Source organism: Arthrobacter sp. NPDC055585, from assembly GCF_053619115.1.
In genome coordinates this window covers 66,300-83,452 of sequence record NZ_JBSHIT010000008.1, presented here as the reverse complement: position 1 = coordinate 83,452, position 17,153 = coordinate 66,300, and the positions used below count along the sequence as shown (strand labels likewise).

Below are 17,153 nucleotides of genomic sequence, written 5' to 3'. Positions count from 1 at the left end.
GCTCGCAGTGGCGTCACTGGTAAGAGGTGCTTGCAAAAGACAAGGCCCGGTGCATCGGGAACCTAGAATGGGAGAATGCGACAAATGAGGACGGATGGCAGTGATGATCATGCTTGACGCCCGGCTCGCGAGACTTGCAGCGTCACTTTTCTCATCCGCGACCTTCCGTCAAATTGCGAGAGGTAAGCGGCCCGACCACGCTGAGAAAGTTCTAGAATCGCTCGCCTCCGCCGGTGTGGTGTCCAGCGACGCACCTCGTCACGAAGCGCTGGAGATACTAGACACACTACTTCGTAGATCGTATCGGAACGAGCACATTTACAAATCCGCTATCACCACGAAAATATTGCTGGGCCGCCACAACTTGCGTACTGCCACAATGATCAACGAGTTCGCTGTAGGTGCGTCCTGCGTTGATACAGTAATAATCAACGGTGAAGCAACCGCATACGAGATAAAAACCGAACTGGACTCCGCCGCCAAACTGCACAAACAACTGGCAGATTACTATAGAGTTTTTCGCAAAGTAAACGTAGTCGTTCACGAGTCAATGATCGATGCTTACGCCGACATAGTGGACGGTACCAATGCCGGTCTCCTCGCGTTGACCACACGGCACACGCTCGCCACCAAACGGGTCGCTAGAGACTCTTCCGACAATCTAGATGTCACTACGATGATGAAGTCGCTCCGCAAGGGCGAGTATACGGACATCCTAGTTCGGCACTTCGGAGGCAGCCCATCAGTGCCGAGCACCCGCCATTTTTCTGCCTGCTTGGATATGGCAACCACAATCGAACCGACGGTATATCAGAGATACTTCGAAGACGTTCTGAGATTACGAAAACCACGGGAACCAGAGCTTGCGGTAGGCGCAGTATGTGATCCGTTGCGCTATGTATACTTGCAGTTGGATCTTAGTCGTTCAGAACATGAACGTGTTGACCAGTGGCTGAGAGGCAGCGTAGGCAAATGTACTTCCCCTATTTACGCGGAAAGCAGTTCGAGCTCTTAGCCGTTAAGGAAATGGCACAGAGTGGAACGTTGAAGAAATGGGTCCACCCAGTAATTGAACCTGTCCGGGTCCTGCAAAAAGGTGCACTGGAGCGCTGCATCACCGAGCTTCGAGATAACGGTATCGAATGCACTCTCATCTTGAACCCTCAAGTTGGAGATCTGGCGAGAGATGGTCAATCCACGAAGACCATCATCGAATTCTTAAATGATAAGCCAGAGCTGACCGGTCACATCAATCTCGGCATGCTAATAACTCCCACAACTAGTATTATGGAACTAGTAGGTCAATTGGCCAATCTCTCAAGCACAAACAAGAAAGTCACACTCCTCCACCTCGATTACCCAGAAAACCAAGACCAGGTAATTCAATTGTTGGATGAATATGATGTCGAACGACAGTTCGCTACGTCTAAGTCGGCACTGCGCTTATACAGCCGGTTGGACAGCTTCGAGGCCTACAGAGGCAGGTGGGAATCCATTCCGACAGTGAAGTGGAAAGACCAGTTCCCTAAGCAGATCCGAAATTTAGATTATGTAAATGTTCCCGAACAAATATTCTCGGATGAACACTTGTATTATTCAATGGATGGCTACGAAGGAATATCCGATTTTCAAACCATTGGCTCCGAGTATCAAGATGGAGGTAGACTTCCACGCGCCGTAGTCCTTCATCTGACATTCCAAAAAAGGGGTCAAGGGCCTATCTTTATTAGACATTTTGCGTCCGACTCCAATCTTGATTCGTCCGACACTGCGGGAAAGTTCGCAGAAGCGGTAAAAAAGCTCGTAGATTTTGCAGATGAAACCGGGTTGGAAAATATGGCCCTGGAAAAATACCGGCTCTTGCATTCAGAAGGCGGCTTCCCCGGCCTGGGATCGCTGAAGAAGTTATCCATCCAGAACCATATATATGTTATGCAAGAAGCGATAGCCCAGCTGTGAAAGCTTGCCGTTCCTGCTTCGCCGGCGACGGGCCCATTTATGTTGCCACAGTCAAGTCGTCCATAGGCGTCTGTGACTTCTGCCCGGGAGCGAGAGAGTCTAAAGTTTGGGACGTCAGGGACTGGGAGGATCAGTTTGCTGCCCTTCTGGACAACTACGAAGTTGCAGACCATTCGACAGGAAGACCTATAGAAGAGTTCATCGCTGCCGACTGGGAGTGTTTCAGCTTTAATGATCCAGTCAGAATCCGACAGTTCCTGAATGCAGCTTTTACCAAGCCTCACTCTTTGCTTCAGAATGGAGTGATGTCGCGCAGGATGAATACCACCGGAGTCATCGACTATGTTTCGGCATGGGATGAATTTATTCACCACATCAAAACAGTAAACAGGTTTTTTGGCCCCAGAAAGTTGTCCTCTGGCACTCAGAGCAGCAGTAGTTATTGGGATGAAGTTTTAATTTCTCTGGGTGTCGTCATCACCGATAACGCACGGAAAATTGAATCTGGTCAGATATATTATCGTGGGCGGATTTCCTCCCCTGCCAAGAAATTACCACTTTCCAAGATGGGAATGCCTCCAGCAGATGTAGCAACAGGCGGTAGGGGTAACCCTGTCGGCATCCCGCATCTTTACCTCGCGACGGATAAAGAAACGTGCGCCGCTGAATGTAGGGGGGGCGTAAATTCTTATCTGTCTATTGCAGAATACAAGACGCTTTCGCCTGTTAGAGTTTTGGATCTAGCAGAAATTGATTTATTGAGTCCTTTTATCAACGATGGCGACATTGAAAGCTATCTACAGGCACGTGCGTTCCTTACGAGATTGGGTGAGGAGATCTCCAAACCTGCTCTAAGTGCAGACAGCCAAATGGACTACGTCTCCACACAGTTTCTCTGTGAGTATTCCAAGTACCTGGGGCTTGATGGGGTGGTTTACCCAAGCACTTTGAGTGCGTCTGGAAAAAATCTTGTATTATTTAGCGATGAATTCGTAGACGCGACTAAAAAGGTTCAATTGTACCGGGTTGTCAAAAACGATCTCAGTGTCGAGAAGGTTTCTTCCTAAGCGTTTTCCTACTTCGATCAAGCCCTTTCTGGCCTGCGGAGCGACGGCCCGTTGAACTCTCAGGAACTCGTCAGTCCCAGCCACTCGTAAATGCATAGCCGATTGGGCAGGGGTTAGACAGTTCCTCCCCCGGTCCCGCCCCAGAGCTGTGGCTTGTGCAATACCCACTCACGCCCCCTTGACGTGACCCACCCCACAAGGCACTATGGATCATATACGATTTCGTACTTGATCCAGGAGTGAGATGTCCACGAGCAGCACCGCCACATCGGAGACACTGGCACAGGCCGGCAAGGTCATCGCCGTCCACATCAACTACCCCAGCCGGGCAGCAGAACGCGGACGCACCCCCGAGCAGCCCTCCTACTTCCTGAAGCCCAGCTCCTCCCTCGCCCTCACCGGCGGCACGGTGGAGCGCCCGGCCGGCTGCGAACTGCTCGGCTTCGAAGGCGAAATCGCCCTGATCATCGGCAAGACCGCCCGCCGCGTCTCTGTTGAAGACGCCTGGAGCTACGTCGGCGGCGTCACCGCCAGCAACGACCTCGGCGTGTACGACCTCCGCTGGGCAGACAAAGGCTCCAACCTCCGCTCCAAGGGCGGCGACGGCTTCACCCCCGTGGGCCCGGCCATCCTCGACGCCGCATCCGTGGACCCCGCAGCCCTGCGCATCCGCACCTGGGTCAACGGCGAACTCGCCCAGGATGACACCACCGCAGACCTGCTCTTCCCCTTCGCCCAGCTGGTCGCCGACCTCTCCCAGCTGCTCACCCTCGAACCCGGAGATCTGATCCTCACCGGCACCCCCGCCGGCGCCTCCGTGGCCGTCCCGGGCGACGTCGTCGAAATTGAAGTTGACTCCCCCTCCACAGGCCAGACCACCGGCCGCCTGAGCACAACCGTCACCGAAGGCACGACGCCGCTGGCGCCCTTCGGCGCGCAGCCCAAGATCGATGACAAGCAGCGCGAGGAAGCCTGGGGCACCGCCGAAAAGGCTGGACTCACCCCGAAGCAGCCCGCACTTACCCTGGAGCTGAAGGCCAAACTCGAATCCGTCGCCACCGCCACTCTCAGCTCGCAGATGCGCGCCCGCGGCCTGAACAACGTCTCCATCGACGGCCTCACCGGCACCAAGACCGGCCGCAAGGTAGTGGGCACCGCCCGCACCCTGCGCTACGTCCCCAACCGCGAGGACCTCTTCAAGACCCACGGCGGCGGCTACAACGCGCAGAAGCGCGCCATCGACTCCGTCCGCGACGGCGAAGTCTTGGTCATGGAAGCCCGCGGCGAAAAGGGCACCGGCACCCTGGGCGACATCCTCGCCCTCCGCGCGATGCACAACGGCGCCGCAGCCATCATCACCGACGGCGGCGTCCGCGACTACTCCACCGTCGCCAGCTTCGACCTGCCCGTCTACTGCGCCAACCCGCACCCCGCCGTGCTCGGCCGCCGGCACATCCCCTGGGACACGGACATCACCATCGCCTGCGGCGGCTCCACCGTCCAGCCCGGTGACATCATCGTGGCCGACGACGACGGCATCCTGGTCATCCCGCCGGCCATTGCCGAAGAACTGGTGGAAGCCTGCATCAAGCAGGAACACCAGGAAGAGTTCATCGCCGAAATGGTCAAGGCCGGCAATAGCGTCGACGGCCTGTACCCGATGAACGCCGCGTGGAAGGAAAAGTACGAGGCCTGGGCGGCGGAATGAGCACCTCGTCCAACGCTGGGACGGTCAGCAAGGCCGAACAGGCCTACCAGACCGTCCAGTCGAAGATCGCCTCCGGTGAATACGGCCCCGGGTACCGCCTGGTGCTCGGCCGGATCGCCGCGGACCTGGGCTGCTCCGCCGTCCCGGTCCGGGAGGCGATCCGCAGGCTGGAGGCCGAAGGGCTGGTCCGGTTCGAGCGGAACGTCGGCGCCACTGTCACCGGCATCGACCCCACCGAGTACCTCTACACCATGCAGACCCTGAGCCTGGTGGAAGGGTACGCGACGGCGCTCTCCGCACCGCTCGTCACGGCAGAGGACCTGACGAAGGCCAAGGAAATCAACGCCCAGATGCGCGACTGCCTGGAGCACTTCGATCCGGTCCGCTTCACCGCCCTGAACCGGGAGTTCCACTCGGCCCTGTTCACCAACTGCCCCAATCCGCACATCCTGGACCTGGTCCACCGCGGCTGGAACCGGCTGGGCGCCCTGCGCTCCTCCACCTTCAGCTACGTTCCGGGCCGGGCCCAGGACTCCGTTGCCGAGCACGAGCGCCTGCTCGAACTGATCGAGGCAAAGGCCGACGCCGGCACCATCGAGGCCGCGGCCCGCGCCCACCGGATCGCCACGCTCGACGCCTACCTCAAGCACACCCCCGCAAGCTCCACCCCATAAACACAGAACCGCCACAGACCCCCGCATCAAAGGAGACGCCCCATGGCTGAGCACTACATCCCGGAGAACCTTCCGACCCACATCCAGCACTTCATCAACGGCGAATTCGTGGACTCCATCAACGGCGCCACCTTCGACGTGCTGGATCCGGTAACGAACCAGAACTACGCCACCGCCGCCGCGGGCCAGAAGGAGGACATCGACGCCGCCGTCGCTGCCGCCCGCGAAGCCTTCGTGAACGGCCAGTGGCCGAAGATGAAGCCGCGTGAGCGCGCCCGCATCCTCAACAAGATCGCCGACGCCGTCGAAGCCCAGGAAGAACGCCTGGCCGAGATGGAAACCTTCGACACCGGCCTGCCGATCACCCAGGCCAAAGGCCAGGCCCTGCGCGCCGCCGAGAACTTCCGCTTCTTCGCAGACCTGATCGTCGCCCAGTTCGACGACGCCATGAAGGTCCCCGGCTCCCAGATCAACTACGTGAACCGCAAGCCGATCGGCGTCGCCGGCCTGATCACCCCGTGGAACACGCCGTTTATGCTCGAATCCTGGAAGCTCGCCCCGGCGCTGGCCACCGGCAACACCGTGGTGCTCAAGCCCGCCGAGTTCACCCCGCTCTCCGCCTCCCTCTGGGCGGACATCTTCACCGAAGCCGGCGTTCCGGCAGGTGTGTTCAACCTGGTCAACGGCCTGGGCGAGGAAGCCGGCGACGCGCTGGTGAAGCACCCGCAGGTTCCCCTGATCTCCTTCACCGGCGAGACCACCACCGGCCAGACCATCTTCCGCAACGCGGCAGAGAACCTGAAGGGCCTGTCCATGGAGCTCGGCGGCAAGAGCCCGTGCGTGGTCTTCGCGGACGCGGACCTCGACGCCGCCCTGGACTCCGCCCTGTTCGGCGTCTTTTCCCTCAACGGCGAGCGCTGCACTGCCGGCTCCCGCATCCTGGTGGAGCGCCCGGTCTATGACGAGTTCTGCGAACGGTACGCCGCCCGCGCAAAGACCATCGTCGTCGGCGATCCCCACGATCCGAAGACCCAGGTTGGTGCGCTCGTGCACCCGGAGCACTTCAACAAGGTTGCCTCTTACGTGGAGATCGGCAAGACCGAAGGCCGCCTGCTGGCCGGCGGCGGCCGCCCCGAAGGCCTGGAAGAGGGCAACTACATTGCTCCCACCGTCTTCGCCGACGTGAAGCCCGACGCGCGGATCTTCCAGGAGGAGATCTTCGGCCCCGTCGTCGCAATCACCCCGTTCGACACCGAAGAGGAAGCCCTGGAGCTGGCCAACAACACCAAGTACGGCCTGGCCGCCTACATCTGGACCCAGGACCTCACCCGCGCGCACAACTTCGCGCAGAACACCGAGGCCGGCATGGTGTGGCTCAACAGCCACAACGTCCGCGACCTGCGCACCCCGTTCGGCGGCGTGAAGGCCTCCGGCCTCGGCCATGAAGGCGGCTACCGCTCGATCGACTTCTACACCGACCAGCAGGCCGTGCACATCACCCTCGGCAAGGTGCACACGCCCAAGTTCGGCACCGACGACGCCGCCAAGACCGACGCCTAAATCCCCCCGCTCTGTTCGAAGGAGAACCATGAACGCCAACCCCATTCCCAAGCCGTCCATCAACCCGCCGGACATTGTCCGCTGCGCCTACATGGAACTGGTGGTCACTGACCTGGCCAAGTCCCGCGAGTTCTACGTGGACGTGCTCGGCCTGCACGTGACTGAGGAAGATGAGAACGCCATCTACCTGCGCTCCCTCGAGGAGTTCATCCACCACAACCTGGTGCTGCGCAAGGGACCGGTCGCCGCCGTCGCGTCCTTCGCCTACCGCGTGCGCACCCCGGAAGACGTGGACATCGCCGAGGCGTACTACAAGGAAATGGGCTGCCGCACCGAGCGCCGCGCCAACGGCTTCACCAAGGGCGTGGGCGACTCCGTCCGTGTGGAGGATCCGCTGGGCTTCCCGTACGAGTTCTTCTACCACGTTGACCACGTGGAGCGTCTGACCCAGCGCTACGATCTCTACTCCGCCGGCGAGCTGGTGCGCCTGGACCACTTCAACCAGGTCACCCCGGACGTTCCCCGCGGCCGCGCCTACCTGGAGAACCTGGGCTTCCGCGTTTCCGAGGACATCAAGGATTCCGAGGGAGTCACCTACGCTGCGTGGCTGCACCGTAAGGACACCGTGCATGACACCGCCCTCACCGGCGGCGACGGCCCCCGCATGCACCACGTTGCGTTCGCCACGCACGAGAAGCACAACATCATCCAGATCTGCGACAAGATGGGCGCCCTGCGCATCTCCGACCGGATCGAACGCGGCCCCGGACGCCACGGCGTCTCCAACGCGTTCTACCTCTACATCCTGGATCCGGACGACCACCGCATCGAGATCTACACCCAGGACTACTACACCGGCGACCCGGACAACCCCACCATCACCTGGGACGTCCACGACAACCAGCGCCGCGACTGGTGGGGCAACCCCGTTGTTCCGTCCTGGTACACCGAGGCCTCCCTGGTCCTGGACCTGGACGGCAACCCGCAGGAAGTTGTTGCCCGCACCGACTCCTCCGAAATGGAAGTGACCATCGGCGCTGACGGCTTCTCCTACACCCGCGGCGACGAGACCGACTTCAAGGTCGGTTCGCAGCTCTAGGGTCTAGCTGAATTACGACGGCGGGAGGGACAGCTTTGGCTGCCCCTCCCGTTTTCGTGGGGGCTGGGTCGGGTTGGCCTGCCGTGCTTCCCACGCTCTGTTACTGCTGTAGCCAGGTGTGACCACTCCAGGTAACAGCCGTCACGAAGGGTGGGAAGGGCGGCAGGCGAACCGTTTCACCAGGGGGCTGGTCCGGCCGCTGCGAGTCGGCCATACTTATTCCTCTCCCCCGAACCGCAGGAGTCCCCCCATGGGCAAGGTCGTTCTGAACAGCACGGTGTCACTCGACGGGTACATCGCCGACGAGCAGGACCAGCCCGGCGCGCTCTTCGAGTGGCTGCTGGAAGGGGACGTGCCGCTGGATGAGAGCGGATTGCTGAAGGTCTCCCAGGTGTCCTTCGACCACACCCGCCCGTACTGGGATTCAATTGGCGCAACCATCGTCGGCCGCCACGTGTTCGACCTGACCGACGGCTGGGGCGGACAACCCCCGGGCGGAGTGCCGCATGTAGTTGTGGTGACGCACCGCCCCGCACCGGAGGACTGGGATCCGGACGCGCCGTTCACCTTCGCCGGCAGCATCGCCGAGGCCATGGAACGGGCGCAGGACCTTGCTGGGGACCGGGTTGTGGAGGTGGCGGCGGGCGACGTCGGCGGGCAGGTGTTCGCTGCCGGGCTCGTGGACGAGGTGCGGATGGACATGGTCCCCGTGGTGCTCGGTGCCGGGAAACGCTACTTCGGTGCGGTCCACGCCGAACACCTGCTGCGTGACCCGGTTGTGGTGCTGCAGGGCAGCCGGGTGCTGCACCTGCGCTATCCGGTGCGCCGCTAGACGCGGTTCCGCTCCGCTTTGTGCAATCGCTCCGGTACGCCGCGGAGCGATTGTCACAAACCGGAGCAATTCCGGAACGGACCCTAAACGGCTAGAACTGGATCCCGCGGGACAGGCCGCCGTCCACGAGGACGTTCGCGCCGGTCATCCGGGAGGCACGCGGACTGGAGACAAAAACGACGACGTCGGCAACCTCCTGCGGTGTGCCCATCCGTCCGGTGGGGTTCAGGGCAAGGGACTCGCTGAACATTTCCGGAGCATCCGCTTCGAGTCCCTGCCAGACGCCGCCGTCGAAATAGGTGTTGCCCGGAGAGACAGTGTTAGCGCGGATCCCGGTTTCGGCCAGCTGGAAGGCCAGCCCTGCCATGTAGGCGATCAGCGCGGACTTCACCGTTCCGTACGGTCCGGAGGCGAAGTCCACCTCCCGGCCGGAGACACTGGAGATGGCCACGAGCGACGGCGAGTCGCTGCGGCCCACATGCGGGATCGCCGCCTGCATCAGCCGGACGGTGCCGATCAGGTCCACGTTCAGGCTCGCTTCCCAGGATTCGCGCGTGTCCGGGATCGCGAGCGCACTGACGTTGCTCACCACCGCGTCCAGTCCCCCGAAGCCCGCGGCGACGGCATCAACCCAAGCGGCCACGGCATCGCCGTCGCCCACGTCCAGGACCGTGCCCTCCACTTTCACGCCACTGTCAGCGAGGTCTGCTTCCGTCGCAGCAATCTCCGCTGCGTCCCGGGCGCAAAAGGCAACGTTCGCGCCCTCCGCGGCGAACGCCTCCACTATGGCCCGCCCGATCCCCCGTGTTCCGCCGGTGACCAGTGCCGTCTTGCCGTTCAACTGCAGGTCCATGAGTGCTCCTAGAGAAGTTCTGCGCTGCGCCGGCGCAGGTCGGCGTGCAGGCCGTCGTACGCGTCGGCCTTCGGGAACAGGGATTTGCGGGCCTTGACCACCACTGAGTAGTTGGCGTCCACGGCGTTGGCGATCGGTGCCTGGGCGGTCTGGGTGAGCAACTGGTAGGCGTCCATCTGGTGCAGGCCGAACAGCTCACCGAACCAGCGCACCATTTCCACCTGTCCGATCCGCCAGGAATCCTCCATGGGACGGGAGGATCCGACGGCCATCCACTCGCCATCGGTCTCCAGCCGCGGCCAGGCCGGTGCGCCGCCCTTGATCAGCTCCACCAGGATCGTGGAGTGCATGGCGCCTTCGACGGCGGTGCCGCACGCCTCGCCCTCGCCCTGCCGGTAGTGCCCGTCGCCAATCGAGAAGAGTGCACCGGGCTGGTTCACGCCCAGGTACACGGTGGTGCCGGCTTTGACCTCGGGGGCGTCCATGTTGCCGCCGAACCGCTCGGGCACCAGGGAAGACCGGACTTCGCCGCCGGGCGGAGCCACGCCCACGGTGCCGAGCATCGGCTCCAGCGGCAGCGCGACGTCGAAGTCCCCGAACCTCGCCTGAAAACCGACAGTCTGCCGGGCGGAGTCCACGTGGTAGATCCAGGTGGTGTCCGGCAGCGGATCCTGCAGGAACGCGGTGCGGTCGGTGCTGGTCAGGCCGCCGAAGAACGGGATGGTGGCGGAAGCGCCGTAGTCCCGGGCCGGGATCAGCTCGACGATGTGCAGCGCCAGTGTGTCACCGGGCTCGGCCCCTTCCACATAGAACGGGCCGGTCTGCGGGTTCACGAAGTTCAGGTTGACCTTCTCACTGGAGAGATCGTCCACGGAGGTCAGCGCATTGTTGAAGGCGTCCTCCGACCAAAGTTTCAGCGCGGTTCCCGGCTTGATCCGCATCACCGGCTCAGCACCGCCGAAGGTGTAAACCAGCTGGTCCGGGCGTGGGCGATACTCAATGATCTCCATGCGCCGCGAGCCTAGCCGAGGTTTTAGGTTCTGGATATAGCGGCCGTGGCGCGGACCGGCCGGGCCAGTGCCGGGCCAGGCCCGAGCCCCGGCCCTACTCTGAGAGGATGGACCCGCTGCTTTTGGACTTCCCCTTCACAGGACGCTGGACTGTGCAGAACAGTCCGGCCAACCGGGTACCCAGCCACGGAACCCACCTGCTCGGCACCACCTACGCCATCGACTTTGTGGCCGTGGATTCCCAGGGCCGCTCCGCACCGCCGTCGTGGCGTGCCGTCCTGGGCACCGAGGGTCCGGAGAGGTTCACCGGGTTCGGCGTTCCGGTGCTGGCTCCGGTTGCCGGAACGGTTGCGGCAGTGCACGACGGCGAACCGGACCACAAGGCGCGCCGCTCGCCGCTTTCATTGGCCGGCTATGCGCTCACGCAGCGCGAGCGTGTCCGGCAGGGCCCGCCGGGGATCGCCGGCAACCATGTGGTGCTCGCGACCGGCGGCGGGCCGGAGGCGGCCTTCGTGCTGCTGGCGCATCTGCGCCGCGGATCTGTCCGGGTTGTGCCCGGGGACCGTGTGAGACCCGGAACGGTGCTGGGCGAGTGCGGCAACTCGGGCAACAGCACCGAACCCCATGTCCATGTCCAGGTGTGCGATTCGATGGACTGGGAGCACGCGCGCGGGCTGCCACTGGCGTTTCGGCATCCCGGGACCGGGGAGGCATGGCTGCCGCGCAATGCCGAGGTCTTCAGCGCCGGCTAGGTCCGGCTGGCCATTTCCGGTTCCCGGGCGAAGTAGGCTCGGGAGGACAGAACGAACCGGGGGCGCAAGGAGGCAGCAGTGACACTGGTCGATAACGCCGTGTATGTGGACGGGAAGCGTCTGCACAGCCCCGAGACTCTCGAGGAGACGTTTGATCTCACCCGGGAATCCGGTGGCATGGCCTGGATTGGCCTTTACCGTCCGGATGACATCGAGCTGCTGGCCGTCTCCGAGGAGTTCGGACTGAACCTGCTGATCGTCGAGGATGCACTGGCCGGACACCAGCGCTCCAAACTGGAGCAGTACGGCGACCAGCTTTTTGTGGTGCTGCGACCCGCCCGCTACCTTGACGACGTCGAACGCGTGGAACTCGGTGAACTGCACCTTTTTGTGGGCCCGAACTTTGTAGTGACCGTCCGGCACGCTGAGTCGCCTGACCTTGCGCGGGTCCGCAAGCGCCTGGAACACGAGGTGGATCTGCTCTCCCTTGGCCCGCAGGCGGTGCTGTACGCCATCCTGGACCAGGTGGTGGATGAGTACGCCCCGGTGTCCGCCGGACTTGAGAATGACATTGATGAGATCGAGGACCAGCTCTTCGGCGGCGATGCCGAAGTCTCGCGCCGCATCTATGAACTCTCCCGGGAGGTCATCGGCTGCCAGCGGGCCATCAGCCCGCTGGAAACGGTGGTTGGCGAGCTGCAGCAGAACCCGGAGAAGTACGCCGTTCCGCCCGAACTCAAGGACCGGCTGGGTGATGTCCTGGACCACGTCCTGCGTCTGATCGACCGCATCACGGCCTACCGGTCCCTGTTGGACAACGCCCTGGCCCTCAGCTCCACACTGGCGTCGAACCGCCTCGCGGAGACTTCCATCGCGCAGAATGAACAGACCAAAAAGATCTCCTCCTGGGCTGCCATCCTCTTTGCTCCCACGCTGGTGGGGACCGTGTACGGTATGAATTTCCGGAACATGCCGGAGCTGGACTGGGCGCTTGGCTATCCCATGGCGCTGGCCCTGATGGTGGTGCTCGGCATCCTGCTCTACGCAGCGTTCAAACGGAACAACTGGCTCTAGGAGGCCTCGATTATGCGCACCCGGTTTTCGCTTCTTGCCCTGGCTCTGCTGCTGGGCGTGTCCGCCTGTGCCGCGGATCCCGGCTCGCCGGGCCCGGCACCGGATGACTCCGGGAGCGACGGCGGAGCGCCGTCGCTCCCGGCTTCTTCATCCGATGCGGCCGCCGCCGAAGGGATCTGGGGCAACCCGGAGAACTCCCGGGAACCGTCCCTGGAGCTGCACAAGGACGGGCGGCTGACCGGCACCGACGGGTGCAACCGCATGATGGGCCACTGGGTGATGGAGGACGGAACGGTCCAGTTCCAGGAGGTGGCCATGACCCTGATGGCCTGCCCCGACGTGGACCAGTGGCTGGCTTCGGCGGCCACCGCGGTCCCGGCCGAGGACACGCTGCTGGTGTACGACGGCGCCGGCAACCAGATCGGCTCCCTCACCCGGTAGCGTCCCCCCTCATCGAAATGACAGAAACTGCCCGTATCAGGACTGATACGGGCAGTTTCTGTTATCTCGTTGTGGGGGGGGTCGAGAAAGGCTTACTTGGACTGCGGAGCGCGGTGCGAATCCTCGATGCCCAGGTCTGCACCCTTGGTCTCCTTGACCATGGTCACGGCACCGAAGGAGATGACGCAGAGAACCATGATGTAGATGCCGATCGAGCCGGACCAGCCGGTCTCATCCAGCAGGAGCTGGGCGATCATCGGAGCGAAGGCTCCGCCCAGGATGGCGCCGATCGCGTAGCCGATGGAAACGCCGGAGTAGCGGATGCTGGCGGGGAACATCTCGGCGTACAGCGCAGACTGCGGGCCGTAGGACAGGCCCAGGCCGATGGTCAGCACGAAGATGGACAGACCGAACAGGAACACGTTTGCGGTGTCGATCAGCAGGAACATCGGGATGGCCCAGAGGAACACCCAGGCGTAGCCGATCTGGAAGGTGCGCACGCGGCCGATCTTGTCCGACAGGATGCCGCCGTACATGGTGAAGATGAGCCAGCCGAAGGAGCCAACCGTGGTGGCCAGCAGCACCGACGGACGCTCCATGCCCAGCGCCTTGCCGGCGTAGGAGGCGAAGAACGCAATGACCAGGTAACCGGCGGCGTTGTTGGCGATGAAGATCAGCGCGGCAAGGATGACCTCGCGGGAGTTGTACTTGAAGAGCTTGCCGAGCGGCGCGGAGGAGTCCTTCTTGCGCTCCTGCATTTCCTTGAAGACCGGGCTTTCGTCCACCGAGCGGCGGATGAAGTATCCCACGAAGATCAGGACCACCGAGAGCAGGAACGGAACACGCCAGCCCCACTCTAGGAAAGCCTCTTCACTCATCGAGCTGGTCAGGAGGAACATGACGAACGTTGCCAGGATCATGCCGATCGGCACGCCGATCTGCGGGTAGGCACCGAAGAAGCCGCGCTTGTTGATGGGTGCATGCTCAACGGAGAGCAGCGCAGCGCCGCCCCATTCGCCGCCGGCGGAGAAGCCCTGCAGGATACGCAGGACCAGGAGCAGGATCGGAGCAGCAACACCGATCTGCGCGTAGGTCGGCAGCACGCCGATCAGCGCCGTGGCGGCACCCATCATGATCAGGGTGAAGACCAGCATCTTCTTACGTCCCAGCTTGTCGCCCAGGTGGCCGGCGACAATGGCGCCCAGCGGACGGAAGAGGAAGCTGATGCCGATGGTGGCCCAGGAGACGACCTGCGCCAGTGGGGTGCCTTCGCCCAGCGGGGCGAAGTACAGGGACGCGAGCACCAAGCCTGCAGCCTGGGCGTAGATGAAGAAGTCGTACCACTCGATAGTGGTACCAACCAGGGTGCCCGCAAGTACCTTGCGTTCCTCCCGGCTCATCCGCTGGGACGGCGCAGCAGACGCGCTTTTTGTAGTCATCGAAACTCCATTATTTGTTGACTGGGGAAACATTACTGAAAGAACGGTCGGTAACCTGTCGCATCAAGATACCTTGATCTGTGACCGGGAACACACTGTTTTCCGTTTATGACAACCCGATCCTCAGAAATGTTGCTGTCCAGGCATGCAGCCCATAGCTCCAGCAGTTTTCAGCGGACCCGCAGGCCCTGGTCCGGGTGGACGGCGGAGTGGCTGAATGGGTCTCATCCGCACTGCTCCGTCGCTCCGTAAATACAGCAGTTCGATAATTGAACACATGATTCTTATAACGAACTAGTGGAACTATAGATGAGGTGTGATTGAGCACACAAGCCGGGTTTTTGGCCGCTAGGCTGGACGGATGCCTTCACAGCCTTCAGAAGCCGGCCCCGCGCCGGAGCCCACCGGCAAACCGGCCGGTCTTTCGCCGTCGGACACCGGGCCCGGGGACGTTACCGATGACCTGGTGCAGCGCAGCCACCGTCTGCCCTCCGGCCTCGAGTACACCACCACCACCGGCCGTGTGGTGTTCCGGCGGGAAGAAACCTCCGACGGCAAGGCGGACGGATTCAAGCCCAAGGCGGAGATCTTCCTGACCGCCTACACCGCGGACCGGACGGAGACGGACGTTCCGAACCCGCGCCCGGTGGTCTTCGCGTTCAATGGCGGTCCGGGTTCGTCCTCGGTCTGGCTGCACCTGGGCCTGCTGGGCCCGCGCCTGGTGAATTCCGGCGACGCCGGAACCCTCACCCCGCCGCCCTACGGCCTCCTCGACAATCCGCAGACCCTGCTGGAGCACGCCGACCTGGTGATGATCGACCCGGTAAACACCGGCTTCTCCCGGGTAGTGGACGGAAATACTGCGGACGAGTTCCACGCCTTCGAACAGGACCGCGATCTGGTCGCCGAGGTCATCCGGCTCTGGACCACCCGCAACAACCGCTGGCTGAGCCCCAAGTATCTGGTGGGAGAATCCTACGGAACCCTGCGCGCCGTCGCCGTCGCCGGCCGCCTGTTCGACGCCTACGGCATGTCCGTCAACGGACTCGGCCTGATCTCCACGGTCCTGAACCTGGGCACGCTCACGTTCGCTCCGGGCGTGGACACTCCCTACGCGCTGCACCTGCCCACTTATGCCGCCATTGCGTTCTACCACGGACGGCATCCGGGCCGGGAGCTGGCGGACGTGGTCCGCGAGGCCGAGGAATACGCAGCCAGGGACTACGGCTACGCGCTCAGCCAGGGTTCACGCCTGACGCCGGAGGAATACGACGCCGCGGTGCAGCAGCTGGCGAAACTCACCACTCTGGACCCAGGGTTCATCCGCCGCACCAATCTGCGCTGGGACTACGCGCAGTTCTCCGCCGAGCTGCTCCGCGAACAGGAGCTGGCGGTTGGGCGGATCGACGGACGCTTCACCGCCCCTGCCGAAGACCCCCAGGCGTCCACGAACTGGGACGATCCCAGCCTGGCAGCCATCAACGGCCCCTACGCGGCGGCGATCAACCATTACGTCCGCGCTGAACTCGGCTACGAGAACGACCTGCCCTATGAGATCCTCACCGGCCGGGTCCAGCCGTGGAGCTACAAGGAGTTTGAGGGTGTACCCATCGACGTCACACAGACCCTGGAGCGGCTGATGGCGCACAACCGGCGCCTGCGGGTGCATGTGGACTACGGCTATTACGACGGCGCCACACCCCACTTTGCGGCGGAGTACGTGTGGGCGCACATGCGCCTGACGGAGGAGGCACGTGCCCGGTTCACCCACCACTACTACGAAGCCGGGCACATGATGTACCTGCAGCCCGAAGCGCGCCTGGGGCAGCTGCAGGCGCTGGCCGAGTTCGTTGCGCCGCCTGCGGGCTGACTGCCCTGCCGCCGCGGAGGCACCCGCCGGCTGGGGAACTCCGCCGGTTAGGTAACGCCGCCCTACGTAACGCCGCCGGCCAGGCGGGCGACCTGCCGGGCGATGCGGGCTGCCCGCACCTTGTCATTCGGTGCGGTAACCACCGTGTGCAGGATCGGATACCGCGCTGAACGCCCCAGTTCACCGAACGCCTCCGCTGCCTTCGGAACCGCCGCCAGGGCAGCTTGCAGATCCGCCGGAACCTCGAGCGCGGCCGGTCCGCCATAGGCGCGGTCCCAGCGGCCGTCGGCCCTGGCCCGGTCGATCTCGGCCTGCCCGCGTCCGCGCATTCGGCCTGCTTCGATAAGCCCGGCGACCAGTTCCACATTCCGCTTTGACCAGAGGGACCGTGCCCGTCTGGGCGTAAAGTGCTGGCGGTAGGTCTTATGGTCCACGGTGTTCCTCCGGCCGTCGATCCAGCCGCTGCACAAGGCCTCTTCCAGCGCCTCAGCATAGGTCAGCGCCGTTGGGGCCAGCGTGCCCTTTTTCGCGAGGATCAACCACACGCCGTCGCTCGCTGCGTCATTCTCCCCCAGCCAGGCACGCCAGGCAGCGGCGTCGGCGACTACCAGCTCCGGCGGAGCGCTGCGCTCCGCGTTGACCGGTGTCCCGGCGGACGGGGACGGCGGGTCTTTTGGCATGATTCGAGTATTCCCCAGATTGAGGACAGCTTCTGTCCGCATGCCTCCCCCCTGGGAGGAGGACCCGCTTGTGGCACAACCACCGTGTTCGGTAGCTTCTCCAGCAAGCGGCCGGCCGGCGCGGCCCGGCGGACA

Annotated in this window: 16 protein-coding genes; 12 read left to right on the top strand and 4 right to left on the bottom strand. The window is 63.0% G+C overall.

The features are described 5' to 3' along the window. The first annotated feature begins 94 nt into the window (after positions 1 to 94). The 8 genes from ACWGQ2_RS14095 (at position 95) to ACWGQ2_RS14060 (ending at position 8,899) form a co-directional block, all read left to right on the top strand. Complete coding sequence (locus tag ACWGQ2_RS14095) at positions 95 to 1,015, top strand: sce7726 family protein (RefSeq protein ID WP_452018304.1); 921 nt, start codon at positions 95 to 97, stop codon at positions 1,013 to 1,015. Continuing rightward, complete coding sequence (locus ACWGQ2_RS14090) at positions 973 to 1,959, top strand: sce7725 family protein (protein ID WP_452018302.1); 987 nt, start codon at positions 973 to 975, stop codon at positions 1,957 to 1,959. Before ACWGQ2_RS14095 ends, ACWGQ2_RS14090 begins: the two co-directional genes overlap by 43 nt. Further along, positions 1,956 to 3,026, top strand: coding sequence for an RES family NAD+ phosphorylase (locus tag ACWGQ2_RS14085; protein WP_452018300.1), 1,071 nt, complete (start codon positions 1,956 to 1,958; stop codon positions 3,024 to 3,026). The genes ACWGQ2_RS14090 and ACWGQ2_RS14085 overlap by 4 nt, the downstream gene beginning before the upstream one ends. 244 nt (positions 3,027 to 3,270) lie before the next feature. Further along, positions 3,271 to 4,734, top strand: a complete 1,464-nt coding sequence (locus ACWGQ2_RS14080; protein ID WP_452018298.1) for a fumarylacetoacetate hydrolase family protein — start codon at positions 3,271 to 3,273, stop codon at positions 4,732 to 4,734. Further along, positions 4,731 to 5,408, top strand: a complete 678-nt coding sequence (locus tag ACWGQ2_RS14075; RefSeq protein ID WP_452018296.1) for a GntR family transcriptional regulator — start codon at positions 4,731 to 4,733, stop codon at positions 5,406 to 5,408. The genes ACWGQ2_RS14080 and ACWGQ2_RS14075 overlap by 4 nt, the downstream gene beginning before the upstream one ends. A gap of 42 nt (positions 5,409 to 5,450) precedes the next feature. Further along, the gene (gene hpaE / locus ACWGQ2_RS14070) at positions 5,451 to 6,968 is read left to right on the top strand and encodes a 5-carboxymethyl-2-hydroxymuconate semialdehyde dehydrogenase (protein ID WP_452018294.1); all 1,518 of its coding nucleotides are present in this window, start codon (positions 5,451 to 5,453) and stop codon (positions 6,966 to 6,968) included. A gap of 28 nt (positions 6,969 to 6,996) precedes the next feature. Next, positions 6,997 to 8,067, top strand: coding sequence for a 3,4-dihydroxyphenylacetate 2,3-dioxygenase (gene hpaD, locus ACWGQ2_RS14065; RefSeq protein ID WP_452018292.1), 1,071 nt, complete (start codon positions 6,997 to 6,999; stop codon positions 8,065 to 8,067). A gap of 250 nt (positions 8,068 to 8,317) precedes the next feature. Further along, the gene (locus tag ACWGQ2_RS14060; RefSeq protein ID WP_452018290.1) at positions 8,318 to 8,899 is read left to right on the top strand and encodes a dihydrofolate reductase family protein; all 582 of its coding nucleotides are present in this window, start codon (positions 8,318 to 8,320) and stop codon (positions 8,897 to 8,899) included. Between the two features lie 91 nt (positions 8,900 to 8,990). Here the strand turns inward: ACWGQ2_RS14060 and ACWGQ2_RS14055 are convergent, their stop codons facing one another. Together ACWGQ2_RS14055 and ACWGQ2_RS14050 are read right to left on the bottom strand one after the other, a co-directional pair. Beyond that, positions 8,991 to 9,752 carry an SDR family NAD(P)-dependent oxidoreductase gene (locus tag ACWGQ2_RS14055; RefSeq protein ID WP_452018288.1) on the bottom strand — a complete coding sequence of 254 codons (762 nt, stop codon included), beginning with the start codon at positions 9,750 to 9,752 and terminating at the stop codon, positions 8,991 to 8,993. An 8-nt stretch (positions 9,753 to 9,760) separates the two neighbouring features. Then, positions 9,761 to 10,762: an acetamidase/formamidase family protein gene (locus ACWGQ2_RS14050; RefSeq protein WP_452018286.1), complete on the bottom strand. Its 1,002-nt coding sequence runs from the start codon at positions 10,760 to 10,762 to the stop codon at positions 9,761 to 9,763. A 152-nt stretch (positions 10,763 to 10,914) separates the two neighbouring features. On the opposite strand from ACWGQ2_RS14050, the gene ACWGQ2_RS14045 reads away from it, so the two are divergent. The 3 genes from ACWGQ2_RS14045 (at position 10,915) to ACWGQ2_RS14035 (ending at position 13,029) form a co-directional block, all read left to right on the top strand. Next, positions 10,915 to 11,514, top strand: a complete 600-nt coding sequence (locus ACWGQ2_RS14045) for a M23 family metallopeptidase (RefSeq protein ID WP_452018284.1) — start codon at positions 10,915 to 10,917, stop codon at positions 11,512 to 11,514. Between the two features lie 78 nt (positions 11,515 to 11,592). Then, positions 11,593 to 12,588, top strand: coding sequence for a magnesium and cobalt transport protein CorA (locus ACWGQ2_RS14040; protein WP_452018282.1), 996 nt, complete (start codon positions 11,593 to 11,595; stop codon positions 12,586 to 12,588). Positions 12,589 to 12,600: 12 nt separating this feature from the next. Next, positions 12,601 to 13,029, top strand: a complete 429-nt coding sequence (locus ACWGQ2_RS14035; protein ID WP_452018280.1) for an META domain-containing protein — start codon at positions 12,601 to 12,603, stop codon at positions 13,027 to 13,029. A gap of 92 nt (positions 13,030 to 13,121) precedes the next feature. On the opposite strand, the gene ACWGQ2_RS14030 is transcribed toward ACWGQ2_RS14035, so the two are convergent. Then, on the bottom strand, positions 13,122 to 14,468 hold the full coding sequence (locus ACWGQ2_RS14030; RefSeq protein WP_452018278.1) for an MFS transporter: 1,347 nt from the start codon (positions 14,466 to 14,468) through the stop codon (positions 13,122 to 13,124). Between the two features lie 361 nt (positions 14,469 to 14,829). Between ACWGQ2_RS14030 and ACWGQ2_RS14025 the strand changes: the two genes are divergently transcribed. Continuing rightward, the gene (locus tag ACWGQ2_RS14025) at positions 14,830 to 16,338 is read left to right on the top strand and encodes a S10 family peptidase (protein WP_452018276.1); all 1,509 of its coding nucleotides are present in this window, start codon (positions 14,830 to 14,832) and stop codon (positions 16,336 to 16,338) included. A 62-nt stretch (positions 16,339 to 16,400) separates the two neighbouring features. Here ACWGQ2_RS14025 and ACWGQ2_RS14020 read toward each other — a convergent pair whose 3' ends face one another. Next, complete coding sequence (locus ACWGQ2_RS14020) at positions 16,401 to 17,018, bottom strand: YdeI/OmpD-associated family protein (RefSeq protein WP_452018274.1); 618 nt, start codon at positions 17,016 to 17,018, stop codon at positions 16,401 to 16,403. Positions 17,019 to 17,153 lie beyond the last annotated feature (135 nt).

What these genes read in the sequence shown, in the direction of transcription:
- ACWGQ2_RS14095 (WP_452018304.1), top strand. Translation starts at nt 95, where the DNA reads ATGGCAGTGATGATCATGCTTGACGCCCGGCTCGCGAGACTTGCAGCG.
- ACWGQ2_RS14090 (WP_452018302.1), top strand. Translation starts at nt 973, where the DNA reads ATGTACTTCCCCTATTTACGCGGAAAGCAGTTCGAGCTCTTAGCCGTT.
- ACWGQ2_RS14080 (WP_452018298.1), top strand. Translation starts at nt 3,271, where the DNA reads ATGTCCACGAGCAGCACCGCCACATCGGAGACACTGGCACAGGCCGGC.
- ACWGQ2_RS14075 (WP_452018296.1), top strand. Translation starts at nt 4,731, where the DNA reads ATGAGCACCTCGTCCAACGCTGGGACGGTCAGCAAGGCCGAACAGGCC.
- hpaE (WP_452018294.1), top strand. Translation starts at nt 5,451, where the DNA reads ATGGCTGAGCACTACATCCCGGAGAACCTTCCGACCCACATCCAGCAC.
- hpaD (WP_452018292.1), top strand. Translation starts at nt 6,997, where the DNA reads ATGAACGCCAACCCCATTCCCAAGCCGTCCATCAACCCGCCGGACATT.
- ACWGQ2_RS14060 (WP_452018290.1), top strand. Translation starts at nt 8,318, where the DNA reads ATGGGCAAGGTCGTTCTGAACAGCACGGTGTCACTCGACGGGTACATC.
- ACWGQ2_RS14055 (WP_452018288.1), bottom strand. Translation starts at nt 9,752, where the DNA reads ATGGACCTGCAGTTGAACGGCAAGACGGCACTGGTCACCGGCGGAACA.
- ACWGQ2_RS14050 (WP_452018286.1), bottom strand. Translation starts at nt 10,762, where the DNA reads ATGGAGATCATTGAGTATCGCCCACGCCCGGACCAGCTGGTTTACACC.
- ACWGQ2_RS14035 (WP_452018280.1), top strand. Translation starts at nt 12,601, where the DNA reads ATGCGCACCCGGTTTTCGCTTCTTGCCCTGGCTCTGCTGCTGGGCGTG.
- ACWGQ2_RS14030 (WP_452018278.1), bottom strand. Translation starts at nt 14,468, where the DNA reads ATGACTACAAAAAGCGCGTCTGCTGCGCCGTCCCAGCGGATGAGCCGG.
- ACWGQ2_RS14025 (WP_452018276.1), top strand. Translation starts at nt 14,830, where the DNA reads ATGCCTTCACAGCCTTCAGAAGCCGGCCCCGCGCCGGAGCCCACCGGC.
- ACWGQ2_RS14020 (WP_452018274.1), bottom strand. Translation starts at nt 17,018, where the DNA reads ATGCCAAAAGACCCGCCGTCCCCGTCCGCCGGGACACCGGTCAACGCG.